Here is a 12,628-nt window from a genome sequence, read left to right as displayed (position 1 = left end):
ATGGCGGCCTAAGAGCCTGTTCAAAGTCTGCTGCGCGTCGGCCAAACTGCATTGAAAAGGCCTTCGGAATGCTCATTTACCACTCGTAAACTCCGCTTCCTCAGGCCTTTTCGCCTTGTTTGTCTCTAGCTCGCGAGACGTTGAACAGGCTCTTAAAGAGTAGCCGGATTGCCGGACGCCATGTCCAGTCCCAGCGCGTGCCAGATGCGCCGCACCTCGTCGCGCTCGGCGAGGAAGCCATCGGCCGGCACCTTGCCCGGTTGCTTCTGCAGCACCAGACGATGCAGCGCGGCACGGTAGGCCTTGTAGACCTCGCGCAGGGCGATGGCGTCCGTGGCGGGTAGCAGACCGACCGCCTCGAGGGACTCCAGGATGCGGATATTGTCGGGAAAACGCAGCAATTCGGGATGCTGCCACGACCAGGCCAGAACGGCGTATTGGACCATAAATTCGATATCGACGATACCGCCGGCATCCTGCTTGAGGTCGAACGCCTGGGTCGCCGCCCGGGCATTGGCGCCCAGCCCACCGGCGGTAGCCGAGGTCCCCAGGTTGTCGAGCATCTTGGCACGCATGCCAGCCACGTCGGCCTGCAGCGCCGGCAACTCCCGCCGCTGCGCCAGCACCGCGGCCCGCACGGCGGCGAAGCGCTCGGCCAGTCGCGGACAGCCGGCGACCACCCGGGCGCGCACCAGGGCCTGGTGCTCCCAGGTCCAGGCCTCGCCGCGCTGGTAACGCTCGAAGGCCTCCAGCGAGCTGACCAGCAGCCCCGCCGCCCCGGACGGCCGCAGCCGCATGTCCACTTCGTAGAGGGTGCCCACCGGCGTCGCGGTGGTCAGCAGGTGGATGATGCGCTGGCCCAGCCGGTTGAAGAACTGGGCGCCGTCCACCGGCTTGGCTCCATCGGTCTCGGCCAGGGGATCGGCATCATGGATGAACACCAGGTCGAGGTCAGAGCCGTGCCCCAGCTCGATGCCGCCGACCTTGCCATAACCGACGATGATGAAGTCCGGCTGGCAGGCCGAGCCATCGCGCCGCTGCGGGGTGCCGTGGCGTTGCACCAGCTGGCGCCAGGCCAGGCCGAACACCTCTTCGAGGATCACCTCGGCCAGCCAGGTGAGGTAGTCGCTCACCTTCATCAGTGGCAGGCTGCCGACGATCTCCGCCGCGGCCACCCGCAGGCTGTGGGCGCGCTTGAAGTGGCGCAGCACGTCCATCTGCTGCTCCAGATCCTCCTCGGGCAGGCGCATCAGCCGCTCGCGCAATTCGGCGGCCAGCTCCGGTTTCTGTGGCGGATTGTAGAGTCGCCCCTCGTTGAGCAGCTCATCGAGCAACGCCGGATAACGAGCGATCTGCTCGGCCACCCAGGCACTGGCACCGCAGAGTTCCAGCAGCCGGGCCAGGGCCGGCGGATTCTCGCTGAGCAGCACCAGGTAGGCAGACCGCCGCGCCACCGCTTCTACCAGCGGCAGCACGCGCTCCAGTGCCCGATCAGGGTGTTCGTCGGCAACGACCGCATCCAACAGCCGCGGCATGAAGGCATCCAGGCGTTCGCGACCGGCGCGCTGCATGGCCCGTACCTGGCCACTGACGCGCAACTGCGCCAACAACGCCAGGGCCTGTTCTGGTGCCTGGAAACCCGCCTCGCGCAAGCGCGCCAGGCTTTCCTCGGGGTCGAGCAGGTCTTCCCAGAGCGGCAGCCAGCTGTCTTCCAGCTCGGCGCTCTGGGCCTCCTCTTCGGGATCGGCGATGGTTTGCTGGAAGTGCCAGTCGACCCGGCTACGCCAGCCGTCGAGCGCCACACTGAATTCGTCCCAGTCGGCGTAACCCATCAGGAAAGCCACCCGCGCTCGATTCCGGGGGTCCACGGGCAGGGTCTGGGTCTGCTGATCGGCGATGGCCTGCAGGCCATGCTCGACATAACGCAGGAAGCAGTAGCCCTCGCGCAGCTCCGCTTCGGCCGATGCCGGCAGATAACCGCGCTCGCGCAGGCTGGTCAGTACCCTGAGCAACGGCCGTTGCTGCAGCGCCGGATCCCGGCCGCCGTGGATCAGTTGATAGGCCTGGGCGATGAATTCCACCTCGCGAATGCCGCCCGCCCCCAGCTTGACGTTGTCGGTCATGCCGCGCCGCCGCACCTCCTGGCGAATCAGCTGCTTCATGCTGCGCAGGGCTTCAATGGCGGAGAAGTCCAGGTAGCGGCGATAGACGAAGGGCCGCAGCAGGGTCAGCAGTTCGGCGCCGCTGGCCTGGTCACCGCCGACCACCCGTGCCTTGATCATGGCGTAGCGTTCCCAGTCGCGCCCCTGGTCCTGGTAATAGAGTTCCATTGCGGCAAAGCTGAGTACCAGGGCACCGGCGCTGCCATAGGGCCGCAGACGCATGTCGACGCGGAAGACGAAGCCGTCCACCGTAGTGGCGTCCAGCGCCTTGATCAGTCGCTGCCCGAGGCGGGTGAAGAATTCCTGGTTGTCCTGCTCGCGTCGTGCGCCGCGGGTCTCGCCCGCCTCGCCATAGGCGAAGATCAGGTCGATGTCGGACGACAGGTTCAGCTCGCCCGCACCCAGCTTGCCCATGCCCAGCACCACGAGCTGTTGCGGCGCGCCGCTGGACTGGCCGGTGGGCACGCCGAACTGGACGCACTGCTGGGCGTACAGCCAGGCACAGGCCTGGTCGATGCAGGCATCGGCCAGATCGCTGAGGTCACGACAGGTTTCCACCAGGTCGGCCTGACGGGTCAGGTCGCGCCAGACGATACGGACCTGCTGCAGCATGCGAAAGCGCCGCAGGCGCCGTCCCAGCTCGGCCTCGTCCGGGCAGTCCGCCAGCGCCTCGCGCAAGCGCTGCGCCATCTCGCCTGGCGCCAGCGCCTGGTGCAGGGCACCACTGTCGACGAGCGCCAGGCATGGCTCCGGCAGACGACAGAATTGCTCGACGACGAAATCACTGAGGGCGGCCACCCGCTGCCACTCCGCCCGTAGCGACGCGGACCAGTTCGCCTGCCGAGCGGCCAGGACCTCGACCAGGCGACGTTCGGCAAGGTCGGCACAGGCGACGAGAGCAGGAGGCAGATCGTAACGAAGAGGCGGTATCATGGGCAGTCCTGCACAAGGGCAGTCGAACGCTACCACCCCTGCCGCACAGCCGATTCCAGGGACATTCCGACGGACCACCTGGTCCGAGCGGGAACCGTTTTCGTGTCCGCGGTTCGGAGTTCGCGAGCCCTGGAGCAGAGCATTCGACAAACGTCGAATTGTTTTTTATCCATTTCAGCTCGGAGCTGAAACGGAATCGAATTTGTAGTAAAACTACACGCCGGCCGGAACCGTCCGGTCATAAATCCAAGAATTTTCGCTGCCCCCAAGAGGCCGGCGGCGACCCTGAGGCGACCGATTCTGGAAGCCTTTCCGCCCTGGAGCAAGCCATGCAAGATCTCGATCCCGTCGAAACCCAGGAATGGCTGGACGCCCTGGAGTCCGTTCTCGACCATGAAGGCGAGGAGCGTGTTCATTATCTGATGACCCGCATGGGCGAACTGGCCACCCGCAGTGGTACCCAGCTGCCCTACTCCATCAATACCCCCTATCGCAACACCATTCCGGTGACCAAGGAAGCCCATATGCCGGGCGACCTGTTCATGGAGCGGCGCATCCGCTCGCTGGTCCGCTGGAACGCCCTGGCGATGGTCATGCGTGCCAACCTCAAGGATCCGGATCTGGGTGGCCACATCTCCACCTTCGCCTCCAGCGCCACCCTCTACGACATCGGCTTCAACTATTTCTGGAAGGCGCCCAACGAAGAGCACGGCGGCGACCTGATCTACTACCAGGGCCACGCCTCCCCAGGCGTCTACGCCCGTGCCTTCCTGGAAGGCCGCCTCTCCGAAGACCAGATGAACAACTTCCGTCAGGAAGTGGACGGCAAGGGGCTGTCGAGCTACCCGCACCCGCACCTGATGCCCGACTTCTGGCAGTTCCCCACCGTTTCCATGGGCCTGGGTCCGATCACCGCTATCTATCAGGCCCGCTTCATGAAGTACCTGGAGAACCGCGGCTACATCCCCGCCGGCAAGCAGAAGGTCTGGTGCTTCATCGGCGACGGCGAGTGCGACGAGCCGGAAACCCTGGGCGCCATCTCCCTGGCCGGCCGCGAGAATCTCGACAACCTGATCTTCGTCATCAACTGCAACCTGCAGCGCCTCGATGGCCCGGTACGCGGTAACGGCAAGATCGTCCAGGAACTGGAAGGCATCTTCCGTGGCGCCGACTGGAACGTCACCAAGGTCCTCTGGGGCCGCATGTGGGACCCGTTGTTCGCCCGTGACACCGAAGGCCGCATGCAGCAGCGCATGGACGCCGTGGTCGATGGTGAATACCAGAACTACAAGGCCAAGGACGGTGCCTACGTACGCAAGCACTTCTTCGGCGCCAACCCCGAGCTGCTCAAGATGGTCGAGGACCTGTCCGACGACGAGATCTGGAAGCTCAACCGTGGCGGTCACGACCCCTACAAGGTCTACGCGGCCTACCACCAGGCGGTCAACCACAAGGGCCAGCCCACCGTCATCCTGGCCAAGACCATCAAGGGCTACGGCACCGGTGCGGGCGAAGCCAAGAACACCGCCCACAACACCAAGAAGGTCGATGTGGAGTCGCTGAAGAAATTCCGCGATCGCTTCGACATCCCGCTGAACGACTCCCAGCTCAGCGAACTGCCCTTCTATCGTCCGGCCGACGACAGCGCCGAAATGAAGTACCTGATGAGTCGTCGCGAGTCCCTGGGGGGTCACCTGCCCCAGCGTCGCGCCCGCAGCATCAGCATCCCCACCCCGCCCCTGGACACCCTGAAGGCCGTACTGGATGGCTCCGGCGATCGCGAGATCTCCACCACCATGGCCTTCGGCCGCATCCTGTCGCAACTGGTCAAGGACAAGGACCTGGGCAAGCGCATCGTGCCCATCCTCGCCGATGAGGCCCGTACCTTCGGCATGGAAGGCATGTTCCGCCAGCTGGGCATCTATTCACCCCACGGCCAGCTCTATGAGCCGGTCGACCGCGACCAGGTGATGTACTACCGCGAAGAGAAGGACGGCCAGATCCTCCAGGAAGGCCTCAACGAGGCCGGCGCCATGTCCTCCTTCATCGCCGCCGGTACCGCCTACAGCAACTACAACCAGCCCATGCTGCCGGTCTACATCTTCTATTCGATGTTCGGCTTCCAGCGCATCGGCGACCTGGCCTGGGCGGCGGGCGATGCCCAGACCCGTGGCTTCCTGCTCGGCGGCACCTCCGGCCGGACCACCCTGAACGGTGAAGGCCTGCAGCACGAGGACGGTCACAGCCACATCCTGGCCGGCACCATCCCCAACTGCCGCAGCTACGATCCCACCTATGCCTACGAGCTGGCGGTGATCATGCGCGAAGGCATCCATCAGATGATGGAACTGCAGCAGAGCGTCTTCTACTACATCACCGTGATGAACGAGAACTACCAGCAGCCGGCCATGCCCGAGGGTGTCGAGGAAGGCATCATCAAGGGCATGTACCTGCTGGAAGAAGAAAAAGGCGACTTCAAGCACCGCGTCCAGCTGCTAGGCTCGGGCACCATCCTCAACGAGGTCCGCGCTGCCGCGAGCCTGCTGCGTGAGATGGGCGTTGGCGCCGACATCTGGAGCGTCACCAGCTTCAACGAACTGCGCCGCGAAGGCCTGGCCGTGGATCGCTGGAACCGCCTGCACCCGCTGGAAGAGCGCCGCCTGACCTACGTCGAGCAGTGCCTGGGCGAGCGTCAGGGCCCGGTCATCGCCTCCACCGACTACATGAAGCTGTTCGCCGACCAGATCCGCCAGTGGGTCCCCACCGAATTCCAGGTGCTGGGTACCGACGGCTTCGGTCGCAGTGACAGCCGCAAGAAGCTGCGTGATCACTTCGAGGTCGACCGCCGCTGGGTCGCCGTCGCCGCTCTGCAGGCGCTGGCCAACCAAGGCAAGCTGGAACGCAAGGTCGTGGCCGACGCCATCACCAAGTTCGGTATCGACACCGAGAAGCGCAATCCCCTGGATTGCTGATGCGGCACACGGATAAGAGGAAACAATTGTGAGCGAGACCATCCGCGTACCCGACATCGGCAGTGGCGACGGCGAAGTCATCGAACTGCTGGTGAAGGTCGGCGATACCGTCGAGGCCGAGCAGAGCCTGGTGGTGCTGGAGTCCGACAAGGCCAGCATGGAGATCCCGGCCCCCAAGGCCGGCAAGATCGCCGCCCTGCACATCAAGGTCGGCGACACCCTCAAGACCGGTGATCTGTTGATCGACCTGGAAGGCGAGGACGCTGCCACCGGCAGCGAGCCCGCCGCCGAACCCAAGGCCGAGTCCAAGCAGCCCCAGGTCGAAGAAAGCGAAACCCCGACGCCGGCCGGCGACGAGGACGCCTCGGCGTCCGCCGGTGAAGGCGAGTCCCAGGAGATCCATGTCCCGGACATCGGCTCCAGCGGCAAGGCCAGCATCATCGAGGTGGCGGTCAAGCCCGGCGACACCATCGCCGCCGAGCAGACGCTGATGACCCTGGAATCCGACAAGGCCAGCATGGAAATCCCCTCCCCCGCCGCCGGCGTGGTGGAGAGCGTTTCCGTCAAGGTCGGCGACGAAGTGGGCACCGGCGATCTGATCCTGGTGCTCAAGGGCGCCGCCAATGCCAAGCCGAGCAAGAGCGTCGAATCCACGGCTGGCGACAAGCCCGCCCAGTCAGCCGCCGAGCCCGAACTGCACGAGGAAGCCGCCGCCGAGCCGGCCGGTGAGTCGGTCGAGGAGATCAAGGTCCCCGACATCGGTTCCACCGGCAGCGCCAACGTCATCGAGGTGCTGGTCAAGGCCGGTGACCAGGTCAAGGCCGAACAGTCGCTGATCGTGCTGGAGTCCGACAAGGCCAGCATGGAAATCCCCGCGCCCAAGGCGGGTGTGGTGGAAAGCGTCGCCATCAAGGTCAACGACCAGGCCAAGACCGGCGATCTGATCCTGACCCTCAAGGTGGCCGGTGCCGCGCCCAAGCAGGCGGCCAAGCCCGCTGCCGGCAACGCTGCCAGCGCGCCGGCTGCCGAGAAGAAAGCCGAGGCTCCGGCCAAGGCCGCTGCGCCTGCCAGTGCACCTGCTGCCGGCAAGGGCAAGAAGGTCCATGCCGGCCCAGCGGTGCGCATGGTCGCCCGCGAGTTCGGCGTCGACCTGGGCGAGGTCACCCCGACCGGTCCCAAGGGTCGCATCCTCAAGGAAGACGTCCAGACCTACGTCAAGGACCAGCTGCAGAAGAGCAAGGCGGCTCCGGCCGCGGCGGCAGGAGCCACCGGTGGCGCCGGCATCCCGCCGATCCCCACCGTGGACTTCAGCAAGTTCGGCGAGATCGAAGAGGTGCCGATGACGCGCCTCATGCAGGTTGGCGCCAACAACCTGCATCGCAGCTGGCTGAACGTGCCCCACGTGACCCAGTTCGACCAGTCCGACGTGACCGATCTGGAAGCCTTCCGCGTTGGCCAGAAAGCCGTGGCGGAAAAGGCCGGCGTCAAGCTGACCATCCTGCCGTTCCTGCTCAAGGCCTGTGCCCATGTGCTCAAGGAACTGCCGGACTTCAACGCCTCCCTGGCCCCCAGTGGCAAGGCGGTGATCCGCAAGAAGTACGTGCACATCGGCTTCGCCGTGGACACCCCGGACGGCTTGCTGGTCCCGGTCATCCGCAACGTCGACCAGAAGAGCCTCCTGCAACTCGCTGCCGAAGCCGCCCAACTGGCGGAAAAGGCGCGGACCAAGAAGCTCAGCGGCGACGACATGCAGGGCGCCTGCTTCACCATCTCCAGCCTGGGTCACATCGGCGGTACCGGCTTCACGCCGATCGTCAATGCCCCGGAAGTGGCGATCCTCGGCGTGTCCAAGGCCAGCATGCAGCCGGTCTGGGACGGCAAGGCCTTCCAGCCACGCCTGATGCTGCCGCTGTCGCTGTCCTACGATCACCGCGTGATCAACGGGGCGGCCGCCGCGCGCTTCACCAAGCGCCTGGGCGATCTGCTGGCCGAGATCCGCAGCCTGCTGCTGTAACGGCCGACGGCTGAACAATGGGAACCCCGCCGATGCGGGGTTCCTGTTTTTTTGTCTTGGAGAAAGGGTAGGATGGCGGCTGACTGCAGGCGCTTGCGCGCTCCCGGTCCGATCGGGCAACCTTGTTAGTCATCCGATATCGCCAGTGAGGCGGAAAGGAAAAAGGGTTAATGATTTGTCTATCCTTTCCGATAACCCTAGGACACTTATCCGTCTTCACAAGGACGCGACCTCTCGCATGAGTATTCATTCCGACGCTGCCGATGCCGCGGTAGCCGATCAGGCGGGCGCCCTCAGCGCTCCTGCCCGATTGGGCTTGCTGCGCTTCGAGCGTCTGAATGAAGCCTCCTGGGCGATGCTCTATCTCGATCCACGCTGTGACGTCAGTCTCGGCCTGCCGGCACAGGCGCTGTGCTCGCTCATCGATGCGCCCTATGCCAGCCTGATGGAACCCAGTGTCCGTCACCGGCTGCACGAAGATATCCAGCTGCAGCTCGCCGAACACGGCAGCTACCAAGTGCGCTACCTGTTCCATTCCCCCAGCGCGCCCTGCCAGGTCGTCGAGGTAGGCGAAAGCCTGCAGCGCCATGGGCGACCCCTGCTGCGTGGCTATCTGTTGCGAGTAGCCAACGACGACGCGCTCTCCAGCCAGTGGGAAGCCCATACCCTGGCGCTACGCTCCAGCCTCGCCCTGCTGCAGGACAACCAGGACCACCACCAGCGCCGCCTGGCGATCGCCCAGGCCCGCCAGGACCTGCTGCTCGGCCTGTCCCGCCTGGCCCTGCGCCAGGACCCGACGGACGCCGAGCTGGGACAACTCATCCTCGCCCATGGGCCCGCGGCCTTCGACGTGGACCACGTCGGCCTATGGCGCCTGGACGGCAATGGCCTGAGCGGCCTGACCAGTGACGAGCGGATCACCGCGATGTGCACCGAGCATCGCCGCCTGTTGCGTGAGCAGCAGGTGATCGAAGAGGCGAGCCAGGTGCTGCAGCCAGCGAACACCGGCGGCGGGACCGCCCTGGACGTGGCGCTGCTCCAGGATGGTCACCTGGCCGGCGTGCTCTGCCTGAGACGCCAGCAGGCCGCCACCTGGGCGGCGGAAGACGTCGCCTTTGCCCGCAGCCTGGCCGATTGCCTGGCCGCCCTCATCAACAGCCCGGCGAGCCTGCCGAAGCTGATCCACCCGCTCACCCGGGTCATGGAAGCCAGCACCGATGCCTTCCTGTTGCTCGACGCCCAGGGGCGGCTGGAGCATGCCACCGACAGCTTCGCCCGCATCACCGGCCATCCCATCACCAAGATCCAGGGCATGCTCATCGAGTCGCTGCCGGCCCTGGAGAACTGGAGCGAGCTGCTTTACGAAGCCTGGCAGCGGCTCGCGCACCAGGACAGCTGGCAGGGCGAGATGCGCTGCTACCGGCGTGACGGCGAGAGTTACTGGGGCCTGCTCTCGATCTCCAAGATCCTGCAGCCCAGCGGCGACCTGCAGGGCTACCTGGGGATTTTCCAGGACACCAGCAAGACCCGCTTCGCACCCGAGCAGAACGACGAGATCGCCTTCCGCGACAGCCTAACCGGCCTGGCCAACCGCAGCCATTTCATCGCCCGCCTGGAGGCACGCCTGGAGCAGTCCAACGCCAGCCGCGAGCACTCGCTGCTGCTGGTGGACGTCGACAACTTCAAGCGGGTCAACGACAGCCTGGGCCATCGCATCGGCGACCAACTGCTGGTCGGGCTGGCTCGTCGCCTGCGCACTGCCTTGGGCAAGAGCGCCCTGATCGCCCGCATCGCCAGCAACGAATTCGCCGTGCTGCTGGAGGGGATGGACGCCGTTTCCGCCGCCGCCCTGGCCCGCGACACCCTGGTGGCCCTCGATCCGCCGCTCTACGTGGACGGCCATCCCACCCTGATCAGCTGTTCGATCGGCCTGACTACCGCGCGCCCGCACGAAACCGACCCCCAGACCCTGATCAAGCATGCCGGCCTCGCCCTGCATCGCGCCAAGGCCAATGGTGGCCATCAGGTTCAGATCTTCACCGAGGCGCTGATCGCCGAGGCCAGCAACAAGCTGTTCATGCAGAACAACCTGCGCCGCGCCCTCGAGCAGAACGAACTCCTGCTGCACTACCAGCCCAAGGTCTGCCTGAAGCGCGCCAGGCTGCTCGGCCTGGAGGCTCTGATCCGCTGGCAGCATCCGGAAAAGGGCATGATCCGTCCGGACCAGTTCATCAGCATCGCCGAAGAAACCGGTCTGATCATCCCCATCGGCAAATGGATCATCCGTGAGGTCTGCCGCCAGCTGCACCGGCTGGCCGCGATGGGGTTCGGCGACCTGCAGATCGCCATCAACCTGTCGCCCAAGCAATTCACCGATCCCGAACTGGTGCAGTCCTTCGTCACCATCCTCGACGAAGAGCGCATCGCCCCGGAGCGCCTGGAGCTTGAACTCACCGAAAGCCTGCTGCTGGACGCCACCGACGCTACCCGCGAAACCCTGGAAGCCCTCAAGCGCCTGGGCATGAGTTTGGCGATGGACGACTTCGGTACCGGTTATTCGTCGCTCAGCTACTTGAAAAAATTCCCCATCGACATCATCAAGATCGACAGGAGTTTCATCAAGGACATCCCGGACAACCAGGACGACATGGAAATCACCTCCGCGGTGATCGCCATGGCCCACAACCTTCGACTGGAGGTGGTTGCCGAGGGCATAGAGACGACCGAGCAGCTGGCTTTCCTGCGCCATCATCGTTGCGATATCGGCCAGGGCTACCTGTTCGACAAGCCGATCCCGGCCGAGCAGCTCGAGACCGCGCTGACGCGCTACCTGCCGGTGCGCTGAACCGCCGAGCGGCCCCGACCCCGCCTGGGCGACCTTGCCGACGAGGCGCGTTTCGCCAGGCCTTCCCCCACGAGGTAACCCATGGTCCTGCGTTCCGAAATTCTGACCAAGAAGAGCCACCTGCCCTCCGCCGACCAGGCATTGCCCGGTCGCGAGACCCCCATGGCCGTCCCCGCTGCCCACTACGTCAACGGCAATCCGTTGCAGGCCCCCTTCCCCGCCGGCCTGCAGAGCCTGGTGGTCGGCATGGGCTGCTTCTGGGGCGTCGAACGCCGTTTCTGGCAGCAACCGGGGGTCTGGACCACCGCTGCCGGTTATGCTGGCGGCTATACCCCCAATCCGACCTACGAAGAGGTCTGCTCGGGGCTGACCGGCCATACCGAGGTGGTGCTGGTGGTGTTCGATCCGGCCCAGACTTCCCTGGAGGCACTGCTCAAGGTGTTCTGGGAAGCCCACGACCCGACCCAGGGCATGCGCCAGGGCAACGACGTCGGCACCCAGTATCGCTCGGCGCTCTATTACGCCGACGACCGCCAGCGGGAAGTCTTCGAGGCCAGCCAGGCGGCCTTCCAGGCCAAGCTGGCCGAGGCGGGCTATGGCGAGATCACCACCGAGATCGCCCCACTGCCGCCCTTCTACTATGCCGAGGCCTACCACCAGCAGTACCTGGCGAAGAACCCCAACGGCTATTGCGGCCTGGCCGGCACCGGCGTCTGCCTGCCGCCAAGCCTGGCGCGCCAGGCATAGAGGCACAGCTGTGCTGCTGGACGGCGCCGCTACTGCTGCGGCAGCCTAGTCCAGGGGCCGCCTATTCGGCGATCAACCAGTCCAGCTGGCAGCTGCCTTCGCCCTGAGCCAGGTGCTCGGCCAGCCAGGGCAGCAGTTCGCGCAACTCGTCTTCCAGCCCCCAGGGCGCATTGACGATGGCCAATCCGGAGCCATTGAGCCGGGTCGGATCGTCCGCCGAATTGACCAGCAGCTCGGCCCTTAGCAGCTTGGGTGCGCCACTGCCCTGAAGCCCTGCATAGAAGCGCTTGAGCTGACGGCGGTCCTTGATCGGATACCAGAGAGCAATGACCGTCTGGCGCATGCGGCCGATGGCCTCCTGCACCGCTTTGACGCAACGCTCCAGCTCGTCGGCCTTCTCGAAGGGCGGATCGATCAGCAGCAGCGCCCGGCGCTCGGGCACCGGCAGCAGGGCACGCGGCAGCAGCCAGCCATCCTTCTGGTGCACCGCCACCCGGCGATCACCCGCCATGTTCTCCTTGAGCAACCGCCCGTCCTCGGGATGCAATTCGTTGAGCAGCAGCCGATCCTGGTCGCGCAGGGCTTGACGCATCAGCTCGGGCGAACCTGGGTAGTAGCGCAGGGCGCCATCGGGGTTGAGCGCCGCCACCGCTTCCCGATAGCCGGCAAAGGCCGCCGGCGCGCCTTCCAGCGTCCAGAGCCGGCCGATGCCTTCCCGCCACTCATCGGTGCGGCTGGCCTGGTCGCCGGCGAGGTCGTAGCGCCCGACCCCGGAGTGGCTGTCCAGATAGACGAAGGGGGCCTCCTTGCGCGCCAGCAGCGCGGCCAGGCGCAACAGGGTGAGGTGCTTGAAGACATCGGCGTGGTTGCCGGCATGGAAGGCGTGTCGGTAGTTCATGAAATACTCCAGCGTCAGCCCTACAGTGTACCGTCTTACCTGCCCGAGGCCGCGCTG

6 protein-coding genes are annotated in these 12,628 nt (G+C 65.6%); 4 read left to right on the top strand and 2 right to left on the bottom strand.

The genetic code is table 11. The features are described from left to right. Nucleotides 1-152 precede the first annotated feature (152 nt). A complete protein-coding gene (gene glnE, locus RND78_RS18300) occupies nucleotides 153-3,095 on the bottom strand; it encodes a bifunctional [glutamate--ammonia ligase]-adenylyl-L-tyrosine phosphorylase/[glutamate--ammonia-ligase] adenylyltransferase (protein ID WP_312730971.1) in 2,943 nt (980 codons plus the stop codon). A gap of 329 nt (nucleotides 3,096-3,424) precedes the next feature. Here glnE and aceE point away from each other — a divergent pair, with 329 nt between their 5' ends. The 4 genes from aceE to msrA all read left to right on the top strand — a co-directional run bounded on the left by aceE (nucleotide 3,425) and on the right by msrA (nucleotide 11,673). Then, nucleotides 3,425-6,067 (top strand): pyruvate dehydrogenase (acetyl-transferring), homodimeric type, encoded by a 2,643-nt coding sequence (aceE, locus tag RND78_RS18295; protein ID WP_312730969.1) that lies wholly within the window; start codon nucleotides 3,425-3,427, stop codon nucleotides 6,065-6,067. Nucleotides 6,068-6,095: 28 nt separating this feature from the next. Next, the gene (gene aceF / locus RND78_RS18290; RefSeq protein ID WP_312730967.1) at nucleotides 6,096-8,081 is read left to right on the top strand and encodes a dihydrolipoyllysine-residue acetyltransferase; all 1,986 of its coding nucleotides are present in this window, start codon (nucleotides 6,096-6,098) and stop codon (nucleotides 8,079-8,081) included. Nucleotides 8,082-8,319: 238 nt separating this feature from the next. Then, nucleotides 8,320-10,926 carry an EAL domain-containing protein gene (locus tag RND78_RS18285; protein WP_312730965.1) on the top strand — a complete coding sequence of 869 codons (2,607 nt, stop codon included), beginning with the start codon at nucleotides 8,320-8,322 and terminating at the stop codon, nucleotides 10,924-10,926. Between the two features lie 81 nt (nucleotides 10,927-11,007). Further along, nucleotides 11,008-11,673: a peptide-methionine (S)-S-oxide reductase MsrA gene (gene msrA / locus RND78_RS18280; protein WP_312730964.1), complete on the top strand. Its 666-nt coding sequence runs from the start codon at nucleotides 11,008-11,010 to the stop codon at nucleotides 11,671-11,673. Nucleotides 11,674-11,734: 61 nt separating this feature from the next. Here the strand turns inward: msrA and RND78_RS18275 are convergent, their stop codons facing one another. Next, nucleotides 11,735-12,571 carry a 23S rRNA (adenine(2030)-N(6))-methyltransferase RlmJ gene (locus tag RND78_RS18275; RefSeq protein WP_059225915.1) on the bottom strand — a complete coding sequence of 279 codons (837 nt, stop codon included), beginning with the start codon at nucleotides 12,569-12,571 and terminating at the stop codon, nucleotides 11,735-11,737. Between the last annotated feature and the right edge of the window lie 57 nt (nucleotides 12,572-12,628).

Origin of the sequence: Pseudomonas oryzihabitans (assembly GCF_032027545.1) — a bacterium.
GTDB classification, from domain to species: domain Bacteria; phylum Pseudomonadota; class Gammaproteobacteria; order Pseudomonadales; family Pseudomonadaceae; genus Chryseomonas; species Chryseomonas oryzihabitans_F.
This window is presented reverse-complemented; position numbering and strand designations above follow the sequence as displayed.

What these genes read in the sequence shown, in the direction of transcription:
- RND78_RS18275 (WP_059225915.1), bottom strand. Translation starts at nt 12,571, where the DNA reads ATGAACTACCGACACGCCTTCCATGCCGGCAACCACGCCGATGTCTTC.
- glnE (WP_312730971.1), bottom strand. Translation starts at nt 3,095, where the DNA reads ATGATACCGCCTCTTCGTTACGATCTGCCTCCTGCTCTCGTCGCCTGT.
- msrA (WP_312730964.1), top strand. Translation starts at nt 11,008, where the DNA reads ATGGTCCTGCGTTCCGAAATTCTGACCAAGAAGAGCCACCTGCCCTCC.
- RND78_RS18285 (WP_312730965.1), top strand. Translation starts at nt 8,320, where the DNA reads ATGAGTATTCATTCCGACGCTGCCGATGCCGCGGTAGCCGATCAGGCG.
- aceE (WP_312730969.1), top strand. Translation starts at nt 3,425, where the DNA reads ATGCAAGATCTCGATCCCGTCGAAACCCAGGAATGGCTGGACGCCCTG.